The sequence below is a fragment of the Planobispora rosea genome (assembly GCF_014648175.1).
GTDB classification, from domain to species: Bacteria; Actinomycetota; Actinomycetes; order Streptosporangiales; family Streptosporangiaceae; genus Planobispora; species Planobispora rosea.
Window position 1 is genome coordinate 1 of sequence record NZ_BMQP01000055.1, and the last position, 21,901, is coordinate 21,901.

General features: G+C 70.4%; 19 protein-coding genes. 10 read left to right on the forward strand and 9 right to left on the reverse strand.

Features of this window, described 5'->3' with window-relative positions:
• The first annotated feature begins 187 nt into the window (after positions 1-187).
• Positions 188-850 (forward strand): rhomboid family intramembrane serine protease, encoded by a 663-nt coding sequence (locus IEZ08_RS35075; protein ID WP_068921101.1) that lies wholly within the window; start codon positions 188-190, stop codon positions 848-850.
• Here the strand turns inward: IEZ08_RS35075 and IEZ08_RS35080 are convergent.
• On the reverse strand, positions 844-1,479 hold the full coding sequence (locus IEZ08_RS35080) for a TetR/AcrR family transcriptional regulator C-terminal domain-containing protein (protein ID WP_068921103.1): 636 nt from the start codon (positions 1,477-1,479) through the stop codon (positions 844-846). The genes IEZ08_RS35075 and IEZ08_RS35080 overlap by 7 nt on opposite strands.
• Positions 1,480-1,581: 102 nt before the next feature.
• On the opposite strand from IEZ08_RS35080, the gene IEZ08_RS35085 reads away from it, so the two are divergent.
• Positions 1,582-2,241, forward strand: a complete 660-nt coding sequence (locus IEZ08_RS35085) for an anthrone oxygenase family protein (protein ID WP_229803869.1) — start codon at positions 1,582-1,584, stop codon at positions 2,239-2,241.
• Positions 2,242-2,399: 158 nt separating this feature from the next.
• On the opposite strand, the gene serC is transcribed toward IEZ08_RS35085, so the two are convergent.
• Both serC and IEZ08_RS35095 read right to left on the reverse strand, forming a co-directional pair.
• On the reverse strand, positions 2,400-3,509 hold the full coding sequence (gene serC, locus IEZ08_RS35090; RefSeq protein WP_068921104.1) for a phosphoserine transaminase: 1,110 nt from the start codon (positions 3,507-3,509) through the stop codon (positions 2,400-2,402).
• Positions 3,510-3,762: 253 nt separating this feature from the next.
• Positions 3,763-4,869, reverse strand: coding sequence for a citrate synthase 2 (locus tag IEZ08_RS35095; RefSeq protein WP_068921106.1), 1,107 nt, complete (start codon positions 4,867-4,869; stop codon positions 3,763-3,765).
• A gap of 169 nt (positions 4,870-5,038) precedes the next feature.
• On the opposite strand from IEZ08_RS35095, the gene pdxH reads away from it, so the two are divergent.
• The 5 genes from pdxH (at position 5,039) to IEZ08_RS35120 (ending at position 11,175) form a co-directional block, all read left to right on the forward strand.
• On the forward strand, positions 5,039-5,692 hold the full coding sequence (gene pdxH, locus IEZ08_RS35100) for a pyridoxamine 5'-phosphate oxidase (RefSeq protein WP_084779537.1): 654 nt from the start codon (positions 5,039-5,041) through the stop codon (positions 5,690-5,692).
• Positions 5,693-5,784: 92 nt separating this feature from the next.
• Positions 5,785-7,032, forward strand: coding sequence for an MFS transporter (locus tag IEZ08_RS35105; RefSeq protein ID WP_141703547.1), 1,248 nt, complete (start codon positions 5,785-5,787; stop codon positions 7,030-7,032).
• A gap of 234 nt (positions 7,033-7,266) precedes the next feature.
• Positions 7,267-7,971: an iron-dependent transcriptional repressor DtxR gene (locus IEZ08_RS35110; RefSeq protein WP_068921109.1), complete on the forward strand. Its 705-nt coding sequence runs from the start codon at positions 7,267-7,269 to the stop codon at positions 7,969-7,971.
• A 120-nt stretch (positions 7,972-8,091) separates the two neighbouring features.
• Complete coding sequence (locus IEZ08_RS35115) at positions 8,092-10,326, forward strand: ATP-binding SpoIIE family protein phosphatase (protein ID WP_068921110.1); 2,235 nt, start codon at positions 8,092-8,094, stop codon at positions 10,324-10,326.
• Positions 10,327-10,398: 72 nt separating this feature from the next.
• Positions 10,399-11,175, forward strand: coding sequence for an alpha/beta fold hydrolase (locus IEZ08_RS35120; RefSeq protein ID WP_189243895.1), 777 nt, complete (start codon positions 10,399-10,401; stop codon positions 11,173-11,175).
• Between the two features lie 77 nt (positions 11,176-11,252).
• Here the strand turns inward: IEZ08_RS35120 and IEZ08_RS35125 are convergent, their stop codons facing one another.
• The 3 genes from IEZ08_RS35125 to IEZ08_RS35135 all read right to left on the reverse strand — a co-directional run bounded on the left by IEZ08_RS35125 (position 11,253) and on the right by IEZ08_RS35135 (position 14,985).
• Complete coding sequence (locus IEZ08_RS35125) at positions 11,253-11,414, reverse strand: hypothetical protein (RefSeq protein ID WP_176728366.1); 162 nt, start codon at positions 11,412-11,414, stop codon at positions 11,253-11,255.
• 255 nt (positions 11,415-11,669) lie between these two features.
• Positions 11,670-13,718 carry a methyl-accepting chemotaxis protein gene (locus IEZ08_RS35130; RefSeq protein WP_176728367.1) on the reverse strand — a complete coding sequence of 683 codons (2,049 nt, stop codon included), beginning with the start codon at positions 13,716-13,718 and terminating at the stop codon, positions 11,670-11,672.
• 121 nt (positions 13,719-13,839) lie between these two features.
• Complete coding sequence (locus IEZ08_RS35135) at positions 13,840-14,985, reverse strand: acyl-CoA dehydrogenase family protein (RefSeq protein ID WP_068921116.1); 1,146 nt, start codon at positions 14,983-14,985, stop codon at positions 13,840-13,842.
• Between the two features lie 390 nt (positions 14,986-15,375).
• Between IEZ08_RS35135 and IEZ08_RS35140 the strand changes: the two genes are divergently transcribed.
• The 3 genes from IEZ08_RS35140 to IEZ08_RS35150 all read left to right on the forward strand — a co-directional run bounded on the left by IEZ08_RS35140 (position 15,376) and on the right by IEZ08_RS35150 (position 19,234).
• Complete coding sequence (locus IEZ08_RS35140) at positions 15,376-16,584, forward strand: hypothetical protein (protein WP_141703548.1); 1,209 nt, start codon at positions 15,376-15,378, stop codon at positions 16,582-16,584.
• Positions 16,585-16,600: 16 nt separating this feature from the next.
• The gene (locus tag IEZ08_RS35145) at positions 16,601-17,527 is read left to right on the forward strand and encodes a class F sortase (RefSeq protein ID WP_189243896.1); all 927 of its coding nucleotides are present in this window, start codon (positions 16,601-16,603) and stop codon (positions 17,525-17,527) included.
• A gap of 150 nt (positions 17,528-17,677) precedes the next feature.
• Positions 17,678-19,234 carry a phospholipase D-like domain-containing protein gene (locus IEZ08_RS35150; RefSeq protein ID WP_068921122.1) on the forward strand — a complete coding sequence of 519 codons (1,557 nt, stop codon included), beginning with the start codon at positions 17,678-17,680 and terminating at the stop codon, positions 19,232-19,234.
• A 35-nt stretch (positions 19,235-19,269) separates the two neighbouring features.
• On the opposite strand, the gene IEZ08_RS35155 is transcribed toward IEZ08_RS35150, so the two are convergent.
• The 3 genes from IEZ08_RS35155 to IEZ08_RS35165 all read right to left on the reverse strand — a co-directional run bounded on the left by IEZ08_RS35155 (position 19,270) and on the right by IEZ08_RS35165 (position 21,856).
• A complete protein-coding gene (locus tag IEZ08_RS35155) occupies positions 19,270-19,710 on the reverse strand; it encodes a hypothetical protein (RefSeq protein WP_068921123.1) in 441 nt (146 codons plus the stop codon).
• Positions 19,711-19,735: 25 nt separating this feature from the next.
• Positions 19,736-21,262, reverse strand: a complete 1,527-nt coding sequence (locus IEZ08_RS35160; RefSeq protein ID WP_084779539.1) for a hypothetical protein — start codon at positions 21,260-21,262, stop codon at positions 19,736-19,738.
• Positions 21,263-21,436: 174 nt separating this feature from the next.
• Entirely contained in the window at positions 21,437-21,856 is a 420-nt protein-coding gene (locus tag IEZ08_RS35165; protein WP_068921125.1) for a hypothetical protein, read from the reverse strand.
• Positions 21,857-21,901 lie beyond the last annotated feature (45 nt).

Genomic DNA, 21,901 nt, shown 5'->3' on the forward strand with positions numbered 1-21,901 from the left:
GGTTCCCGGAGGCCCCGGGGTCTCCGGAGTTTTCCGGAGGTCCCCAGGCTTCCCGGCGCGCCGGGCGCGATCCGCTGGGATCGCGCCCGGCGCGTTTTCCGGCCGGTGTACGTACGGTGAAGGTGTGGGCACGTGCGACAGGGGCACGTGACCTTCACGTGGCGGCTCCATGAGGCCAGGAGTGTGCATGAGCGACTACCCAACCGGGATGAACCCGTCCCGCCGGTTCTCCGGCGCCCATCTGCGCCGGACCGCAGGCAGTCTGGCGGCGGGCGCGCTCGGCGCGGCGCTCCTCGTGGTCCTGCTCGTGGCCGGCATGTGGGCGATCGAGGTGGCCGACTACGTGCTCCCCGGCGAGTTCGACGCCTACGGCATCGAGGCGTGGGACGCCTCGCGCCCGTGGGACGTCAGCGGTCTCGGCGGCATCCCCGTCGCCCCGTTCCTGCACGCCGACTTCGCCCACCTGATGGCCAACTCCGTGCCCCTGCTGGTCCTCGGCTTCCTCGCCGCCCTGCGCGGCGTGGGCCGGTTCCTGGCCGCCAGTCTGATCATCATTCTGGTCAGCGGCCTGGGCGTCTGGCTCACCAGCGAGCCCGGCTACGTCACCGTCGGCGCCAGCGGCCTGGTCTTCGGCTACTTCGGCCTGGTCGTCGCGCGGGGCCTGTTCGACCGCCGCGCCCTCGACATCGTGATCGGCATCGGCGTCGCCGTCGCCTACTACTCCATCATCTGGGGCGTGCTGCCCACCCAGGCGGGAATCTCCTGGCAGGGCCACCTGTTCGGCCTGATCGGCGGCGTCCTCGCCGCCTGGATCCTGCGCCGCAGGCGCCCCCGGCCCGCCCTTTACTGACCTCCGCCGGCCCCGGCGCCGGTGAGGGCGAGGAAACGGTCGACCGCCGTGCGGGCGTCGGCGCGGACGTCCTCCGCCGAGGGAGGACGCTCGCCCAGCAGCACCCGGATCTGCACGTCGCGTACGGTGAGGCCGTACAGGAGCCGGAACGCCTCCGCCGGATCGTCGATCCGCAGTGATCCCTCCGTGGCCAGCCGGCCGAGGTAGGCCTCGACCAGCGGGCCGGTGGTGTGCCGGCCGTGCCGGAGCAGCAGCTCCGACAACTCTCCCGAGGCCATGGCCGCCCGGTTCAGCGCCACCGAGGCGTCGCCGGCGAGCAGGCCGAGCAGGTTCTCCGCGATGGCGGCGAGTGTGGCGCGCGGCTCGGCCGGGTGTTCGAGCGCCGCCGTCACCGCGGCGTTGACCTGCTCGGACTGCCGCTGGATCAGCGCCGCGAGCAGCCCGTGGCGGTTGCCGAACCAGGTGTACAGGCTCTCCTTCGACGACCCGGCGCGGACCGCCACCGCCTGCATCGTCATGCCCTCCAGGCCGTGCTCGACGAGTTCGGCGAGCGCGGCGTCGAGCGCCGCCTGGCGCCTGGCGGCCTGCTCGCCCGAGCGGGGGCGGCCCCGGCGGCTCTGTCCGGTCACGGTCTCTCCTGCCATGTGCGCTCGCTCTTATTCGAACCATGGAGTACGGTTAAATGCGTACTCCATGGTTCGATTTTAACCGTTCTCCCTGAAAGGCCGTCCATGTCGCTCTCTCCGTCGTCCGCCGAGACGACTGTCACCCCTCCGGCCGCGGTCACCCCTCCGGTCGCGGTCACCCCTCCGGTCGCGGTCACCCCCGGTTCGACCTCCCCGGATCCCACCTCTCCGCGCCGGAGCGCCGAGCGCGTGCGCGGCTGGACGCTGGCGTCCGCGACGACGCTCATGGGGCTCATCGCGGGGTTCTTCTACGCCTACGCCTGCTCCGTCATGATCGGATTGGCGGAGACCGGCGACCGCACCTTCATCGAATCCATGCAGTGGATCAACGCGACCGTGCGCAACGTCTGGTTCGCCCCCGGTTTCTTCGGCGCGCTGCTGGTGACCGCCGTCGCCGCCGCGCTGCACCTGGGGCGGGCGCACCGGCCGGTGCTCGTCTGGATCGCCGCCGCGCTCGTGCTGTACGGCGCCGCCTTCGGCATCACCATGGGCGTCAACGTGCCCCTCAACGACCGGCTGGCCGCGGCCGGAGACCCGGCGGCCCTCGCCGATCCCGGGGCGGTGCGCGCCGCCTACGAGGGGGTGTGGACGGCCTGGAACACCACGCGCACGGTCGCCTCGACCGTGGCGCTCGCCTGCCTGATCAGGGCGCTGGTGCTGCACGGCCGGTACACCGCGCGGCCGGCGCGCCCGCAGGCGTACTGAGAAACCCGCAGGCGTACTGAGAAAGGGGTCCGCGCGGCGCTGTAGGGCCTGCGGAGGGCGGAACCCCGGATAGCCGGGCCCCGGGGAGGGCGAACCGTTCCCGGGGCCCGGCAGGAGCCGTCAGGGCCGCCCGGCCGCGTGCGGCCCCGCGGGAGCCGTCAGAGCCGCTCGACCACGTAGTCGATGCAGTGGGTCAGCGCCTCGACGTCGGCCGGGTCGACGGACGGGAACATCGCGATGCGCAGCTGGTTGCGGCCGAGCTTGCGGTAGGGCTCGGTGTCGACGATGCCGTTGGCGCGCAGGGTCTTGGCGACCGCGGCGGCGTCCACCCCGTCGGCGAAGTCGATGGTGCCCACCACGCTGGAGCGGAACTCCGGACCGGCGAACGGCGTGGTGTAGGAGGTCTTCTCCGCCCACGTGTAGAGCCGGTTGGCCGAGTCGGCGGTGCGGGCGGTGGTCCAGGCCAGGCCGCCGTTGCCGTTCATCCACTCGATCTGCTCGGCGAGCAGGAACAGGGTGGCGACCGCCGGGGTGTTGTAGGTCTGGTCCTTGGAGGAGTTGTCGATCGCGATCGGCAGGCTGAAGAACTCGGGGATGTAGCGCCCGCTGCCCGCGATCTCCTCGACCCGGGCCAGCGCGGCCGGGGACATCAGGGCGATCCACAGGCCGCCGTCGGAGGCGAAGCTCTTCTGCGGGGCGAAGTAGTAGACGTCGGTCTCGCTGATGTCGACGGGCAGGCCGCCGGCGCCGGAGGTGGCGTCCACGAGGACCAGCGAGCCCTCCTCGCCGACCCGCTTGACAGGCATGGCGACGCCGGTCGAGGTCTCGTTGTGGGTGAGCGCGTACACGTCCACGCCCGCCTCGGTGACGGCCTCGGGGTGGCTGCCGACCTCGGACTTGATGACGGACGGGTCGCCCAGCCACGGGGCCTTCGCCACGACGGAGGCGAACTTGGAGGAGAACTCGCCGAAGTGCAGGTGCTGCGACTTCTCGCGGATGAGCCCGAAGGCGGCGATGTCCCAGAACGCGGTGGTGCCGCCGTTGCCGAGGACGACCTCGTACCCCTCGGGCAGGGAGAACAGCTCCGACAGGCCCGCGCGGACGCGTCCGACGAGCGACTTCACCGGCTTCTGGCGGTGGGAGGTGCCCATGACGGAGGGGCCGGATGCGGCGAGCGCCGAGAGCTGTTCGGGGCGCACCTTCGAGGGCCCGCAGCCGAAGCGGCCGTCGGCGGGCTTGAGGTCAGAGGGAATAACGATGTCAGCCACCTGACCAGCCTACTAAGCCCGTTCATTGGACTAGACCGGGGTCCGGGATTTGGGACGCGGACGCCCGGAATGTGACCAGGACGCGCGGGGAGGTGCGGAAACGCGCATAAACGCGAAACGGCCGCCGGGCGGGAGAACCCGCGCGGCAGCCGTGCCGTGCGTGCGTGCCGGGCTGGGCCGGGATCCGTACCGGGATCCCGGCCCGGCCCCGGTCGGAACCCCGGCCGTCCCTCGACCGGGCGTGCCGGGACCGTCAGGCCTGGCCGAGGATCTCGGCGGCGCCGGGGACGTCGTGGACCGAACGCTGGGCCGGGCCGACGTAGTTGGCGCTGGGGCGGACGAGCCTGCCCGTGCGCTTCTGCTCCAGGATGTGGGCGGCCCAGCCCGCGGTGCGGGCGCAGGTGAACATCGAGGTGAACATGTGCGAGGGGACCTGGGCGAAGTCCAGGATGACGGCGGCCCAGTACTCGACGTTGGTGGCGAGCACCCGGTCGGGCTTGCGGGCGTGCAGCTCCTCCAGGGCGGCCTTCTCCAGGGCGGCGGCGACCTCGTAGCGCGGCGCGTCGAGCTCCTTGGCGGTACGGCGCAGCACCCGGGCGCGCGGGTCCTCGGCGCGGTAGACGCGGTGGCCGAAGCCCATCAGGCGCTGGCCCTTGTCGAGCTCGCTCTGGACGTACTTCTTGGCGTCGCCCACCTGCTCGACACCCTCGATCATGTGCAGCACGCGGGCCGGGGCGCCGCCGTGCAGCGGGCCCGACATGGCGCCGACCGCACCGCTCAGCGCCGCGGAGACGTCGGCGCCGGTGGAGGCGATGACGCGGGCGGTGAAGGTGGAGGCGTTCATGCCGTGCTCGGCCGCGGAGACCCAGTAGGCGTCGATGGCCTTGACGTGCTTGGGGTCGGGCTCGCCCCGCCAGCGGACCATGAAGCGCTCGACGATGCTCTCGGCCTCGTCGACCCGCTTCTCCGGAACCACGGGCTGGCCCTGGCCGCGCGCCGACTGGGCGACGAAGCTGAGGGCGGTCACACTGGCGCGCGCGAGATTGTCACGCGCCTCCTCCTCGTCGATGTCGAGCAGCGGCTTGAAGCCGTAGTGGGGGGCCAGCATGGCCAGCGCACTCTGCACGTCGACGCGGATGTCACCGGAATGGACAGGAATGGGGTAGCGCTCGGCCGGGGGCAGGCCCGGCTGGAACTTGTTGTCGACGAGCAGGCCCCACACGTTGCCGAACGAGACACGGCCGACCAGCTCTTCGATGTCGACGCCCCGGTAGCGGAGGGCGCCCCCTTCTTTGTCCGGTTCCGCGATCTCCGTCTCGAAAGCTACGACGCCTTCGAGCCCGGGTTTGAAGTCGGACATTCTCGGCCGCCTCCCTTTCTTGAAGTCAAAGCCTTGATGTCGAGATACCGGCGGGTCATATTCAACCCGTTGGGTCGCGGTGGTGTGTCACCGGACCCGCCTGAACGCGATAGCCCCAGGTGAGGGGCGGTGCGCAGACTCGCCGCCGAACACGCGACAATACCGTTTCGTGGACGCCACCTCGCGCCCGCCGTCGCTGGCGGGGCTTCGCCGTACCTATGAGGGTCTTCCCCTGATGGAGACCGATCTCGCATCCGATCCCATCTCGCAGTTCGCCGCCTGGTTCGGGGAGGCGGTCGACGCCGGCCTGCCCGAACCGAACGCGATGATCGTCGCGACCTGCTCGGCGGGCGGCCGGCCGACGGCCAGGACCGTGCTGCTGAAGGGCTATGACGAGAACGGGTTCGTCTTCTACACCAACTACGAGTCGCGCAAGGGCCGTGACCTGGCCGAGAACCCCCGGGCGAGCCTGCTGTTCCCCTGGCACTCCATCCGCCGCCAGGTGCGGGTGGAGGGCTCGGTGGTACGGATCTCGCGCGACGAGTCGGCCGCCTACTTCCGGTCGCGGCCGTACGGCTCGCAGATCGGCGCCTGGGCGTCGCGTCAGTCGGCGGTCGTGGGCTCCCGGGAGGAGCTGGACGAGCGGTACGCCAGGCTGGCGGCCCGCTGGCCGGAGGAGCCGCCGGTGCCGGACTTCTGGGGCGGGTACCGGGTCGTGCCGGCCGAGATGGAATTCTGGCAGGGGCAGCTCGACCGCATGCACGACCGCCTGCGCTACCGCCGCTCGGGGGGTGGCTGGGTCATCGAGCGTCTGGCGCCCTGAGGCCCGCCCGGTCCTCGGGACCCGGAGGATTCCACCCGGCCCGGGGGAGCTGCCGGAGATGTCCGATCAGGCGGGGGAAGGCGGGAGCGCTCGTGGGACTGGCGGATGCCGTACGCAGGCACCTGGTGGACATCCGGCCGCTCGGCACCCCCGCCTACCGCCGTCTCTGGATGGGCCAGGGCGTGTCGTTCGTCGGCTTCCAGCTCACCTCGACGGCGGTCGCCGCGCAGATCTACGAGATAACCGACTCGTCCTTCTGGGTCGGCATGCTGGGCCCGGCCAACCTCATCCCGCTGGTCGTCTTCGGGCTCTGGGGCGGTGCGGTCGCCGACGCGGTCGACCGGCGCAAGCTGCTGATCCGCGCCGCCCTGATCGCCTGGGCGGGCACGCTCGCCCTGCTGCTGCAGACGGTCCTCGGCGTGGCGAGCGTCGGCCTGCTGCTGGCGACCGTGGCCGTGCACGCCACCGGTTTCGCCATCACCAGCCCGACCCGGGTCGCGATCATCCCCCGGCTGCTCCCCGCGGAGCTGGTCCCGGCGGCCAACACGCTCAACTTCCTGGTCTGGAGCCTGGGATCGGTGGTCGGCCCGCTGATCGCGGGCGTCGTGCTGGCCGGGGGTGATTTCGCCGCGGTCTACCTCGTCGACGCGGTGCTGTTCGGCGCGGGCTTCTACGCCGCGGTACGGCTGCCGCGGCTCGCGCCCCTGGGCAAGGTGACCCGGCCCGGCCTGCGCTCGGTGACCGAGGGCCTGAGCTACATCGCCGGCAACCGGGTGGTGCTGATGTCGTTCGTCGTGGACGTCATCGCCATGGCGTTCGCGCTGCCGCGGGCGCTCTTCCCGGAGATCACGGCCGAGCGGTTCGGCGGCTCGTCGATCGCGTTCGGCTGGCTGACGGCGAGCATCGCCATCGGCTCGGTCGTCGGCGGCCTGTTGTCGGGCTGGGTCGGCCGGGTGCGGCGCCAGGGGCTGGCGCTCACGTTCACGATCGCCGTCTGGGGGCTCAGCGTCGCCGCCGCCGGGCTCGCCCGGGAGCTGTGGCTGATGGTCGCACTGCTCGCGGTCGGCGGGGCCGCGGACATGGTCTCGGCGGTGTGGCGGCAGACGATTCTGCAGACCTACGCGCCCGACGAGATGCGCGGCCGGATGCAGGGCGTGTTCACGGTGGTGGTCGCCGGCGGCCCCCGCCTGGGCGACCTGCGGGCCGGGGCGGTGGCCACCTGGTTCGGGGCGACCGCGTCCTGGGTCGGCGGGGGGCTGGCGTGCGCGGTCGCGGTGCTCGCGGCGGGACTGGCCGTACCGGCGTTCAGGAAGTACTCATCTGCGTCCCGTACGGTTTAGCCGGCCGGGGAAGGATCCGTGCCGTCGCGGTGTTGCTCTCCTTTGCCGTCGTGGGCCGCGGTGAGTGATTCTCCCAATAGGGTCGGGGTTTGAGCTTCGTTTGAGATTTCCCGGTCCGGAGTCTGAGACATTCCGGTCCGGTACGGCCGTACAGGACGTCCCGGTCCGGCACGGCCGTACGGACGGCGGACCGGCGCAGGACATGGACGTAACATCGAGAGGACGGGAGGAGCCTTGACCGCACACGGCCTGATCGACACCACGGAGATGTACCTCCGCACGATTTTCGAGCTGGAGGAGGAGGGAATCGTCCCTCTGCGTGCGCGAATCGCCGAGCGGCTCCAGCAGAGCGGCCCGACCGTCAGCCAGACGGTCGCCCGGATGGAGCGGGACGGCCTGGTCCGGGTCGAGGGTGACCGGCACCTGACCATGACCGAGTTGGGACGCACGCTCGCCACCCGCGTGATGCGCAAGCACCGCCTCGCCGAGTGCCTGCTGACCCAGGTCATCGGCCTGCCCTGGGAGGAGGTGCACATCGAGGCGTGCCGCTGGGAGCACGTGATGTCGGAGTCCGTCGAGGCCCGCCTGGTCACGTTGCTGAACAACCCGACCCGGGACCCGCACGGCAATCCCATCCCCGGCCTGGAGGAACTCGGCGTCCCGGGCGGCCCCGGAATCGAGGGGGAGTCCCTGCCCTCCATGACCGACGTGGCCGGACCCAGGGATATACCCGTCGTCGTCCGCCGAATTAGCGAACAAGTGCAAAGCGATCCCGCTGTGATGCTTAAACTCAAGCAAGTTGGGATACAACCCGGACGCGAGGTGACGCTCGCGGCGAGCGACGACGGTGTGCGGGTGACGGGTGACGATGAGACGGGCAACTCTTTTGCGGTCCTGTCGCGGGAGACGGCTGCCCACGTCTTCGTCTCTCAGCGCTGACCGGCGTGCTCCTGCTTGGTTGGATCCCACACGGGAGACCCTCCACTCCCATGCCGAGACTGCAGCAGGAGCAACCGTGGTTCGCTTTGCGCACAGCCGTCCCCGAGGGGTGGTCGCCGGATGAAGCGGTGGGGGGACGTGTCAGAGGACACCGCCGACCACCTTTCGGCTGGTTCTGTCCTGGATCAGGCTGAAATGGCGGTGGTCGTCACCGACCGATTCAGCAACCTTCTCTATTGGAACCCGTTCGCCGAGAGACTGTTCGGCCGTCCCGGCCCGCAGGGGCCGGGTGACACGGCAGGCTTCACCCTGGGGATTCTCGAAAAGGACAACCCGCTCTCCGTCGAGCTGGCCAAGCACGTTCTCAAGGGCGGTGTCTGGGAGGGCACCTTCGACGTCAAGCGCGCGGACGGGACGATGCTCTACGTGCGCGCCCAGGCCGTGCCGCTGCGGCACTCCTCGGGAGCGGTGACGGGCATCGTCATCACCGCCCGCGAGGCCATGCGCAGCAACGAGCGGGAGAAGGACCGCTTCGGCCTGCTGGAGCGGATCGGTGAGCGGCTGGCCGGCTCGCTCTACGTCGAGGAGACGCTCAAACGCGTCGCCGAGATGCTCGTCCCGCAGTTCGCCGACCACTGCTTCATCGAGCTGGTGGAGGGCGACCGGCTCACCCGGAGGGTCTCCACCCACGTGCAGGGCTGGAACCCGCCGCCCGACACCTGGGCCCCGCTCGGCGCCGAGATCCGCTACCCGGCCGGCCACTACGCCGACACCGCGCTGCGCCGCCAGGAGACCATCCTGGTCGAGGACTTCGCCCAGACCAACTACCCCAGCCCCAGCGAGGGCAGCACCCGCCTGGCCGCCGAGGTCGGCCTGACCTCCGCCATCGTCGCGCCGCTGTGCGTGCGCGGGGAGACCCTCGGGCTGATGTACCTCGGGCTGTCCAACCTGACCGACCGGCGCAGCCCGCACTACGACACCTTCGACCGCGACTTCGTCGGCGCCATCGCCACCCGGGTCGCGCTCGCCGTGGACAACGCGCTGCTGTTCGAGGAGGAGCGGCACACCGCCGAGTCCTTCCAGAAGCACCTGCTCCCCCGCGAGCTCCCCCAGCTCGACGGGCTGGAGATCGCCGTCCGCTACTTCCCCGCCGCCCCGCTGGCCTCGCACGGCCAGGGCATCCAGACCCAGGTCGGCGGCGACTGGTACGACGTGATCCCGCTCTCGGCGGGCCGGGTCGGCATCGTCATCGGCGACGTCGAGGGCCGCGGCGCCAAGGCCGCCGCCATCATGGGACAGCTCCGCGCCGCGTTGCGCGCCTTCGCCCAGGACGACAAGCCCCCCGCGGAGATCCTCGCCCGCCTCGACGAGTGGACCCGCATCATCGCCACCCCGGAGCGGGACGACAACGGTGAGGACGTCAGCGTCCCGCCCATCGTCACCTGCCAGTACCTCGTCTACGACGCCTGGTCCCGCCAGCTGTCCTTCGCCAACGCCGGGCACGCCCCGCCGCTGCTCCTCGCCGACGGCACCTGCGTGGAGCTCGACATCAAGGAGGTCGGCCAGCCGCTCGGCGTGCGGGCCAAGGGCGTGCACGCCGACCTGGTCTACAAGGAGGAGACCCGGACGCTCCCGCCCGGGGCCTCCCTGCTGCTCTACACCGACGGCCTGGTGGACCGCCGTCCCGCCCGCGACTCCGGTGAGGTGCCGCTCAGCGACGAGGAGACGCTCACGCTCCTGTGCGACCGCCTCGTCGAGGCATCCGACGCCTCGGTGGAGAGCATCGCCGAGGCCGCGACGGTCGCGGTGCCCGGGGAGATCGACGACGACATGGCCATCCTGGTGGTCCGGTCGTCGGCCACCAACCTCGACGTCGAGGAGCGCACCTTCCCGGCTCAGCCGATCATGGTGAGCGAGGCCCGGCGGATGGCGGCCGAGACGTTCGCCGGGTGGAACGTCCCGGAGGAGCGCGCCGAGCTGGCCTGCCTGCTCGTCTCCGAGGTGGTCACGAACGTCGTGCTGCACGCCGCCAGCGCCAGCGTCCCGCGCCGGGAGCTGATGATGGACGGCGGGATGATGATGGGCGGGTTCGAGGACTCCTGGGACGTCCCCGGTTTCGACGAGGAGATCACCGCCGAGAAGGAGTTCAGGCTCCGGCTCCGCCGGGGCGGGGAGTCCGTCTGGGTCGAGGTCTTCGACCAGGACCTGCGTCTGCCCCGCATCCGCAGCGCGGGCGAGAACGACGAGGGAGGCCGCGGCCTCTACCTGGTCGACCAGCTCGCCAGGCGCTGGGGCTCCCGCCCCACCACGGAGGGCAAGGCCGTCTGGTTCGAGATCCCCACCAAGTCCCGCTGAGCGTCCCGCTGAGTGTCCCGCGGAGTCCTCAAGCCTCTAGGCCGATGTCCCGATCGGTGCTTGAGTGGAGGGATGGAGCTGGCCTTCGAACGGCGCGGAGCCGGACCGCCCCTCATCCTGCTGCACGGCATCGGGCACCACTGGCAGGGCTGGCTGCCGGTGCTCGACCGTCTCGCCGCCGAGCGTGACGTGATCGCCGTGGACTTCCCGGGTTTCGGCGTCTCACCGCCGCTGCCTCCCGGCACGCCGTACACGGCGGAGACGCTCGCCGACGCGATCGAGTCCTTCTGCTCGATGCTCGGACTGCGTGATCCGCACGTGGCGGGCAACTCGCTGGGCGGGTACGTCGCGCTGGAGCTCGCCTCCCGCGGCGTCGTCCGTACGGCGTGCGCGCTCTCCCCGGCGGGCTTCTGGAGCCGGGGGGAGCTCGCCTACGCGCAGGCCGTGCTCCGGGCGACCAGGGCGCTGGCCCTGGCCGTCCCGCCGGAGCGGGCCGAGCTGACGGCGGGCAACCCGATCGCCAAGGCGCTGTCCACCGGGATAATGGTGGCCCATCCGAACCGGATGACCGACGAGGCCGTCCTCGCCGGAGGAGACGCTCTGCGCGGCGCCGTGGGGTTCGACGAGACCCTCGACTCGTTCGCCTGGCTGATGCCCCCGGCCCCGCCGAAGGCGCCGATCACGATCGCCTGGGGCGAGCACGACCGGCTGCTGCTCCGGCGGCAGGCCGTACGGGCCGCGAAGTGGTCGGGGCAGCGGGTGAAACTGCTCAGGGGGTGCGGGCACGTGCCGATGAGCGACGATCCCGATCTGATCGCCCGGGTGCTGCTGGAGGCCTCCGCCCTTTGACGGGAGGCTTCTCGCCCTCCGGGGGCCGGACCGGCGTTCAGGGACCGGAGCGGCGTTCCACGGGGCCGGACCGGCGTTCACCGCATGGTCTGGCCCCAGACGGCGAGCATCACGATGATGAACACGATCATCACGCCCGCGTAGGCGACCGGGCCGAACCGCAGTGCCCGGCGCACCCGGTTCAGTCCCCAGGCGAACAGGAACGCCAGGAAGACGAGCAGGATCAGTCCGCTGTCCATCGTCACCGCCTCGGGGGGAGCCTCCGCTGACCAGTATGCGTGGTACGGCCGCCGCGTGCGCCGCGAGGCGGGGGTTTCCCTCTACGCCAAGGTGACGATCAAGGACGACGTGGCCACGGAGGTCGAGGAGATCGTCAGGAACCAGGCACGCCAGGCGCCAGGGACACCGCCTCCGGCCGGTTCGCGGTCCCGGGCCGTCCCGCCGCCTCCGGCCGGTTCCGCCGTCTCCCTGTCTCCCTGTCTCCCTGTCTCCGGTCAGTCCTCCTCCATGAGCGCCGCCATGACGTACTGGTTGATGCGGTCCATCGCGGCGGACGAGACATCGGTGAAGCACAGGCCGAGCTCGGTGATGCCGTCGCTCCTGCGGCAGTGGACCACGCCGGCGCGCAGCGTCAGGGGGCGCTCGCCCCGCAGCGGGATGTCGATCTCAAGGAGGTCGCCCGGCTGGAGCGGGATGTCGTGGACGGTCGAGCAGAGCGTCCCGGACACGCTCAGGTCGAGCAGCTGGGCGGAGTGGCTCTGGCCGCCCGTACGGATCTGGGTGGTGCCGCTGACCGCCACGCGCGGGGCGCCGCGGCGCTCAAGCTGCTTGGTCAGGTCCTCCATGGTTGAGATCCGGTGGATCGCCCGCTCCAGGTACTCCTTGAGCAGGCCGACGTTGGAGTGCTGCTGCTGGATGATGGTGGTGACCTGGGCGGCGGCCGCGCCGAGGTCGCCCACACCGCCGGTCATGTCGGTGAGCGCGCCCGCCATGGCGGCGGCGTTGTGCTCCAGCGACCGGATGATGGCGGTGATCTCGTCGGTCGACTGGGTCGTCGCCGTGGCCAGTTCCTTCACTTCCCGGGCCACGAGGCTGAACCCCTTGCCCGCCTCACCCGAGCGGACGGCCTCGGTGGTGGCGTTGAGGGCGAGCAGATGGGTCTGCGCGGCCACGCTGGAGATGACGTGGGCGACTCCCTCCACCTTGCGCAGGCTCGTTCCGAGCTGGGCGGTGGTGTTGCTGGCCCTGCGCGCCTGCTCGATGACGCGGTGGCTGATGGCGTCGGTCACGGAGACCCGCTGGTCGATGCTCCCCGCCGCGCCGAGCAGCTCGGCGGTGGCGTCCGCCACCACGCGGAGCTCGCTCATGATGGTCGAGACGTTGGCGTTGATCACTTCCTGGGCGCGCCGGCGGGCCTCCTGCTCGTTGAGCTGCCGCTGGGCGTACGCGAGGCGCACCTGCTCCTCCCGGGCGGCGTTGGCGCGCTCCAGATCCGCGTCCAGCCTGGCGATCCTGCCGAGCATGGTGTCGATGACCCCGCCCAGCGCACCGATCTCGCCGTGGTCGCCGGACCGCACGCGCAGGGTGAGGTCACCGGAGGCGACGACGGTCTCGGCGGTACGGCGCAGCGCCCCCACCTGCCGCCTGATTCCCCGGCGCACCAGCATCGTCACCGCTCCGAGCAGGACCGCCGCCGTGACGGCGGCCAGCACGAGCATGGCGCGCGACGTCTCCGCCGCAGTCCCGTGAACCGGGCGGTCCCGTACGGTCTCCAGAACGACCGGCGACCCCGCCGCGGCGGGCAGGGAGACGTTGACGCTGACGCGGTCCTCGTCGAGCGTGTCCGTGGTGACCTTCAGGTCGCCCAGCCGGCTGGGCAGCGTGAGCGACCGGTCGCCGGACGCGTGCGTCTGGCGGGCCAGCGTCACCGGCAGGCCGACCTGGTCGCCGAGCGCGGTGACGCGGGCCTGGTCCAGGGCCTTGAAGTAGATCAGGCCCCCTGCGGGCTCACCGGCGCCGTTGCCCGGATAGCTGGCGAAACCGCAGTACAGGAAGGGGATGGTGGAGGTTCGGACGACACCGCAGCGAGCCGATCCGGCCTCGCCGCCGACGTCGAAGAGCTGCTTCAGCAGCGCGGGCCGGGCCAGCTCGGCGGGGAGCGCCTCGAAGCCCGTCCCGGCTCCGACCAGCCCGCCGACCCGCACCGTGCCGTCCGGCCCGGTGCTGACGACGCCGTCGACGCCGAAGACGTCCCGGATGTCGCGCGGGGGGAAGTCCTCCTCGAAGGTGGCCGGGTCGGCCGTGCGCACGTCGGTGAACGAGCTGTCCCAGATGGACTTGGCCGCGCCGTAGTCGCTGAGCGACCGGGTCTCGTAGTCCAGTGCGACACGTATCCGCTGCGCGTCCTGGAGCACCCGGTCGGCCTCGATCCGGTCGAACGCGGTGGCGGTGAACTGGTGCTGGACCAGGAGACCGAGCGCGACGACCGGCAGGACGACGACCCCCACCAGGGGAAAGCCCTTTCGTAGACGTGTGAGTTTCACATCAGGACTTATCGGGCGGGGGAGGCCGGTCATTAGTCAAAGCCCCCGCCCCCGCCCCCCGCTCCGCCGGGGGCGGGGCGGGGGCTCCGGAGTCTCGGAAGGAGAGGAAGGGGCGGAGCCCTCAGAAGCCGAAGGAACGGCCGATGATCTCCTTCATGATCTCGGTGGTGCCGCCGTAGATGGTCTGCACCCGGCTGTCGATCCAGGCCTTGGCCACGGGGTACTCCATCATGTAGCCGTAACCGCCGTGGAGCTGGAGGCAGCGGTCGATGACCTTGGTCTGCAGCTCGGTGGTCCACCACTTGGCCTTGGCGGCGTCCACGACGGTGAGCTGCTTGGCGTTGAGGGCGCGGATGCACTTGTCCAGGTAGTGCCGGGCGATCTCGACCTCGGTGTCCAACTCGGCCAGGACGAACCGGGTGTTCTGGAAGCTGCCGATGTTCCGCCCGAAGGCCTTGCGGCTCTTGCAGTACTCGACGGTCATCGCCAGCACGGTCTCGGCGGCGGCCACGGCCGCCACCGCGATCGACAGGCGCTCCTGCGGCAGGTTGGTCATGAGCTGGAAGAAGCCCTGGCCCTCCTGCCCGCCGAGCAGGTTGGCGGCCGGGACCCGTACGTCCTCGAAGAACAGTTCGGCGGTGTCCTGGGCCTTCATGCCGATCTTTTCGAGGTTGCGGCCCCGGGTGAAGCCGTCCATGCCGCGCTCCACGACCAGCAGCGAGATGCCCCGCGCGCCCTCGTCCGGGTCGGTCTTGGCCACGACCACGACGAGGTCGGAGTTGATGCCGTTCGTGATGAAGGTCTTCTGGCCGTTGAGGATGTAGTGGTCGCCCTCCCGCCGGGCGGTGGTCCGTACCCCCTGGAGGTCACTTCCCGCCCCCGGCTCGGTCATCGCGACCGCCGTGATCAGCTCCCCGCTCGCGAACCCGGGCAGCCAGCGGGCCTTCTGCTCGTCGTCCGTCATCTCGACGAAGTACGGCGCCATGACGTCGTTGTGCAGCGAGAAACCGAGCCCCGAGGCCCCGATCCGGATGATCTCCTCGACGATCACGGCGTTGTACCGGAAGTCGGTGATCCCCGCCCCGCCGAACTCCTCCGGCACCCCGAAACCGAACATGCCGATCTCGCCGGCCTTCTTCCACACCTCGCGGGGGACGATGCCGTCCTTCTCCCACCGGTCGTGGTACGGCACGACCTCCCGGGCCAGGAACTCACGCACGGTCTCGCGGAAGAGATCGTGCTCCTCGTCGAAGAGGTCTCGCTGCATTGACTGCCTCCAGGTGTCAGTTCTCGCTTACCAGAATACGATTCTGTTACCAGGAGGTACAGGAGGTGGGCGGGGTCGCGTGGGGCTTTGGACCGTGCCGAGATCACAAATCTGTGACGGTCGCCTGTGGGTCTTGCCGTCCGTATGCCGGAGGACATGTTGGGGCAGTACGATCCGGGCCTAGTTGTGATCAGATGACCAGTTTGTGACCAGGTCCTGGCATGCGGGAGTGTTGCGGTGTTTCGGTGGAGAGCTGGCCTCCGTGGGACAGTCGCGGCCTCGGTCCTCGGTCTTACGGTTGGTTCCCTGGTCGTCCTGTCCAGCTCCCAGAGCCTTGCGGAGACCGACAACTATATTTCGGATTTCTACTGCGAACCGGATGGCACCGGGATGACTCCCACCGGGGCCAAGGTCTCGGTCACGGTTGCGATTCCGACGACGGTCTACGTCGGTAAACCGCTTGAGCTCAAGTGGACCCTGGGGAACTCCCCTTTCACGGCTCCTGGAAGTTTCGATCCGAAGGCGCGCGTGATCGCCAGGGGCAGTGCCGGGATCTCCGACTACTGGAGCGGCGTGGGGACGCTCGACTCGATGGGCGAGCTTGTCGTGGACAAGGCATTGCAAGATGGCGCGCCCCTGGCGCTGCCGGCTCTGACTCCCGGCTCCTACGTCGTCGGCAAGGAAGGTGAAGTCAAGGTAACGCCCAGAAGCCTGACGGTTCAGTTCCTTCCGCCTGAAACGGTTCCCCTGTACAACGACACTGTTAACGGTCAGCCGCACCCTGAGATGAACTATGGGGGCGATGGGTGGATCTACGATGCCGATCGTAAAAGTGATGACGTCGCGAAGGATGTTCGCGCTACTGATGTCCTCGACGCATGGGTGGAGTTCTCATTTACCGGAACGGGCGTCGAATATATCACTGAGCGTGATGACGACATGGGAGAAGTGGAGATAGTCCTCCATGAGACGGGTAAGCCCACTCCTGTCTTGCAGAAGGACAAGGTGGACGCATCTAAGGAGGAAGACGGGGTGACTCCGGTCCCGGCCGATGTGAAGCGCACTCAGCAGACGCTCTGGTCGGTAAAGGGGCTGAAGTATGGAAATTACACGGTTGTTCTGAAGAACAAGTCGCCCAAGAAGTACATGATCGTTGATGCGTTCAGGGTGCTGCGCGAGCCCAAGCCGGAGCTCTACACGCACGTGCGCGACTTCAACGCGATATGCAAGCCCAGCGAGACCAAGACGGTCTCGGTGAAGGTGGAGAAGGAGCCTGCGGCGACTCCCACCAACACGACGGCCACGCCCAAGCCGACTGTCACGGTGACCGCCACCCCCACCAACGGCACCGGCTCCGGGAGCACCTCCACGCCCAAGCCGACCGTCACCGTGACCGCGACCGTCACCCCCACCCGTGCCACGCCCACCAAGCCCCAGGTCACCAGGGTTCCCAAGGGCGGTGCCGACACCGGGACGGGGCCGGAGGAGCCGTCGGGGCTCCCGCTCGTCGGGGCCGGGGCGATGATGATCGCCGGTGGCGTGCTGGGCGGGGTGGCGCTCAGGCGGAGTCGCGCGGCGCACGCGCGCGGCCGGGGATAGGCAGGAGCGTTCGGGGATGTATCCAGGCTCTCCCTACGGCGGCACGCCGGACCCCTACCAGGGCCACCCCACCCCGCAGGGGCACGTCCCCGCGCCGGGAGGCAAGGGACGGGGCAGGGGCATACTGCTCCCGGCGCTGCTGGTGATCGGGTCGCTGGGCGGGGTCGGGCTGGTCATGGCGGGCCTGCTGACCTATTTCGCCCCGGCCGCCGAGGAGGAGGTCTACGGGCCTCCGGCCCCCGAGGCCGTCGCACAGGTCCAGCCGCAGCCGGTGCCGGGACAGGAGCAGGGACAGCCCGGGCAGCCCCAGCCGGTGAGCCCCGACCAGCAGCCGGCGCAGGTCCAGGAGCAGGAGCAGAACCCGGCGGCGCTGCCCGAGCAGGTCGGGCCGGGTGGGCTGGACGTGCCGCTGACGGCCGCCGCGCCCACCGCGCCGCCGCCGCTGCCCGTCGTGATGCCGCCGGAGCCGCTCAAGAGCACCGGCGTCAGCCCCCGGAAGATAGCCATCTCGAAGATCGGCGTGTTGACCACGCTGATGCCCCTCGGGGTGGACGCCAAGCAGGCGATCCAGACTCCTCCGCTGAGCAAGCCGGGCCTGGCGGGCTGGTACCGGTACGGTCCCGTCCCCGGGCAGCAGGGGCCCTCGGTCATCCTGGGGCACGTCAACGCCAACGGCAGGGCCGCCGTCTTCAGCCGCCTCCGCGAGCTCAGGCGCGGAGACAAGATCAAGGTGTCGCGGTCGGACGGGAAGATCGCGGAGTTCACCGTGGACGGGGTCGAGCAGGTCAGCAAGAAGGCCTTCCCGTCCAAGCGGGTCTACGGCAACACGGGCGAGGCCACCCTGCGCCTGATCACCTGTGGCGGTGTCTACAACCCCAAGACCCGCCACTACACCGACAACATCATCGTCTACGCCACCCTCTCCGCCACCCGCCGCGCCTGATATCCGCAGCCTCAGAACTCCCAGGCGAGGAGCAGGGCGATGAGGGAGCGGTCGCAGCCGGCCGGGTCCTCGGGGGCGGTATGCCGGGATCGGTGGGGAATAGCGGGATCGGTGGGGAATGGCGGTGCGGCAGCCGGGTAACCGTAGAACGTGAGACTCGATGACTGGTTCCTCACGGAGGAGGAGCGGGACAACCCGTTCACCCGGCTCGGAGCCTGGACGACGGGCAATCTCGTCCGTCCTCTCATCCACGGTTCCGCTTACTTCGCCGAACTCAAGGCCCGCGTGGACCGGCTCACGAAGAACGATCTGGTGCTGTTCGCCGACTGGCGCGGTGATCCCGACGAGCGGCTCACCGACGACGGCCCCGGCGTGGCGCAGGTGATGGCGCAGGCGGCGGACCGGGGAGCGCTGGTCAGGGGGCTCATCTGGCGCTCGCACCTGGACGCGCTGCGCTTCAGCTCCGAGGAGAACCGGCACCTCGGTGAGGACATCGAGGCCACCGGCGGCCAGTGTCTGCTGGACACCCGGGTACGGCGTGGCGGATCGCACCACCAGAAATTCGTCATCATCCGCCACGACGAGAACTCCGCCGAGGACGTCGCCTTCGTCGGGGGCATCGACCTGTGCCACAGCCGCCGCGACGACGCCGAGCACCGGGGGGACCCGCAGACCGTCTCCATGCCGAAGGCGTACGGCGACCGGCCGCCCTGGCACGACATCCAGGTCATGATCCAGGGACCGGCCGTGGCCGAGGTGGAGACGGTCTTCTGTGAACGCTGGGAGGACCCCGCCCCGGAGACCCGCCATCCGATCAAGCGGCTGCGCGACCACTTCGAGCGGATGGACGACGTGCCGCCGCTACCCAAACCGGGACCGCCTCCCGAGCCCGTGGGGACGCATGCCGTACAGCTCCTGCGGACCTATCCCTACCGGCGCAGCGCCTACCCGTTCGCGCCGCAGGGGGAGCGGAGCGTGGCCAGGGCCTACCACAAGGTGCTGCGGGCGGCGCGCTCGATCGTCTACCTGGAGGACCAGTACCTGTGGTCCACCGAGGTGATCGAGCCCTTCGCCGAGGCGCTGGAGCGGGAGCCGGAGCTCCGCATGATCATCGTGGTCCCGCGCCACCCCGACCAGGACGGCTGGCTCGCCGGGCCGGCCAGCCTGATCGGCAGGGCCGACGCGCTGGCCAGGCTCAAGCAGGCGGGCGGAGACCGGATCGCGGTCTACGACCTGGAGAACCACGCGGGTACGCCGGTGTACGTGCACGCCAAGATGTGCGTGGTGGACGACGTGTGGGCGGCGGTCGGATCGGACAACGTCAACCTGCGGTCGTGGACCTACGACTCCGAGCTGAGCTGCGCGGTGATCGACGAGGAACCCGACCCGCGCCCGCCCGAAGGGGCCCGCAGGTACGCCCGGGAGCTGCGCCTCGCCCTGGCCGCCGAGCACCTGGACCGCGACCCCGCCGATGTGGACGATCTATGCGATCCCGTGGCCGCCTTCGACGCGTTCGCCCGATCGGCGGACGCGCTCGAAGCCTGGCACCGGAGCGGGTGCCGGGGCGCGAGACCGCCGGGACGGCTGCGCCCGCACCCGGCGCCCGAGCTGGGCCGGGTACGCAGGATGCTGGCGATGCCGCTGTACCGGCTCGCGGTGGACCCCGACGGACGGCCACCCGCCCTGCGGAGGTCGAAGAACTTCTGACTCCTCCCGGGCCGGTACGCCGGTACGGGAGGAGGTCAGACGATCCGGCCGCCGCGCAGCCGCCACTGGACGGAGACCACCCGCATCGGGCCGTTGGCGAACAGCCACTGGCCGACCCAGACGAACACGAACATGGTCGCGAACGTGGAGAAGGCGACCGGGCCGTCGACGCCGGGGATCAGCCCCTGCTCCAGCAGCACCCACATGAGCAGGCCCTCGGGGACGATCGTGACCAGGCCGAAGAGCGTCGGCCAGTCCTTGTCCCAGCGGAACTGCATCAGCAGGTGGTAGAGGAGCTCCCAGAACAGGCCCACGACGGCGACCGCGAGCAGGATCAGGTAGGCGGTGCCGTACGTGCGGGCCAGGGAACCGGTGGTGCCCGGCAGCACCGGCACGATCAGCGCCGTCAGGACCACGCCGACGGTGGCGAGCAGGAAGATCCGGGTCTGCAGGCGGCCGGCGAGGGTGGGGATCACGGCGTGGGCTCCTCAGGGGGACGGCTCAGATGCGGCGGCCGGTGGCCCACTTGAGCCACTGGCTGATGGACCGGCCGGAGCCGAGCGGGGCGCAGAACCCGCGCCGGGCGAGGTCGGCGGCGATGTCGAGGGCGGCGGTCTGCATGCCCAGGAAGCTGTCCACCGCCGGGAAGTGGTTGCCGGCCACGGCCGCCCCGGAGGCGTACAGCGCGCCGTTTCCGCTGGCCGTACCGCTCACCTCGAAGCTCTCCTCGACCGTCAGGCGGCCCGCGCCGTTGCGCCGGGCGCCGCCGTGCTCCAGCAGGTCGGCCAGGACCCGGTGCTCGGGCATGTCGGCCTCCAGCCCGGTGCAGTCGATGATGAAGTCCGAGACGTGGTGGCCGGGAGTCCCGTCGCCGTGGCTGACGAAGCTGACCAGCCGCCCGTCCGGGGTCGGCTCGACCTTGTGCACGGTGGCCTGCATCGGGTGGTACCAGTCGCCCTGCCGGCCCGTGCGCATCTGCTCCTGCCAGCGGCGCAGCTTCGGCGTGGTGGTGCCGCCGACGGTCTTGTACAGCGCCGCGCGCTCGGCCCCCTCCAGGCGGCGGAAGCGCGCCTTCAGCTGGCCGCCGAAGGCGGACTTGGGGAAGGTGAACGCCTGGTAGGCCCAGCCGTCGCCGCCGTCGCGCCGCATCCACGGGCCGCGACCGTGCGGACCGGTCACGAACGCGCGGAACAGATGGATGATCCGGGTCTGCAGGCCGTGCCGCTCCCGGTCGTCCATCAGGCGCTGCAGCACCCGGGAGGCGACGATGCCGGCGCCGCGCACCACCACCGTGCCCGGCCGCGTCTTGAGGAACTCGTACACGTGCTCGTGCGGCTCGTAGGCGTTGACGACGCGGTGGTAGTCGTTGTACGTCTCCCGGAACTGCTGCAGGTCCTCCAGGAACTTCAGGCCGGGATAGCCGACCGCCAGGTGCACGTACTGGGAGCGGAAGGCCACCCGCTTGGTCGGCGAGGAGCCCGGGGGCGGGGTCAGCAGGGTGAAGTAGCCGCCGCCGTCGCGCCGGCGGACCATGCGCACCTGCCCCTTGAGCAGCATGTCCCAGTAGGAGATGCGGTCGGCCTCCCGCTTGACCGTGGCGAAGACCGTCGCGGCCCGGGGGCTGAAGAAGTCGGTGAAGACCGGCTCGACCAGGACCTGCCAGAGCAGTTTGGGGGATTTGTCCTGCCAGGCCTCGTGCACGGCGTAGGAGGGGAAACCCCAGATGTTGTCGGGCCGGGCCCCGGCGTCGGAGCGGATGCGCTCCGCCGGTGGCAGCTGGGAGACGCGGGTGAGGTACTCCCAGGTCTGCCAGGGGGTGTCGCTGTTCGACAGCACCCGCATGGCCGAGGCCGGCACGCCGCAGATCCGCAGCACGTCGAGCAGGGTGAAGGAACCGAATCCTCCGCCCACCGACACCAGCGGGACGTCGTACACCGGGATGCCCGCGTCCTGGAGCATCCGGTCGTGCCAGAACGGCGATCCGAGTAACTGGGGAGTGAGATCCTCGTGGCGTCGGGCATCTGGCACGTGACGTCCCCCGGATGGTACGGCTGTACGGCTCTGGGCGAGCTGTACGGTTCTGAGCGAATCGCGGGTCACCTTATCCCAGATGAGGGGCATAAAGCGCGAATCGCCCACCAAGGATGGGAACGGTCCAATATTTCCCGGAGGGTCGGGAAAGCGAGCCGTACGGGAGCCGGATCAGTCGCGGCAGAGCGCCTCGGCCACCAGTCCGGCGCCGATCCCGAGCAGCCAGACGTCCTTGGCCAGGGCCATGCCCTGGTGGGTGGGGCGCAGGCCGCCCTCCTCGCGCATGCCCGGCGTCTTGAGGTAGAGACCGAGCAGGCCGCCCGCGAAAGCCGTGAGCGCGGCGCCCGCCACCGCCGAGGGCACCAGGGGGACCACCAGCGCCACACCGAGGGCGATCTCCGCCCTGGACAGCAGCCGGACGAACTCCTCCGGTTCCATGTCCTTGAGGAAGGGATAGGTGCCCGCGGCCATCCCGTGGAGCTGTGCCGCGGTCTCCTTGTCGACGGAGGCCTTGGTCAGGCCCGAGTTCAGGATGAGCGCGCCGGCGGCCAGACGCGGCGGGAACTGGTGCAGGCGGGCCAGGAACCTCATGCTTCCTCACAGTGATCGGCGGGAACCGGTGGCCGGGCTTCTTCC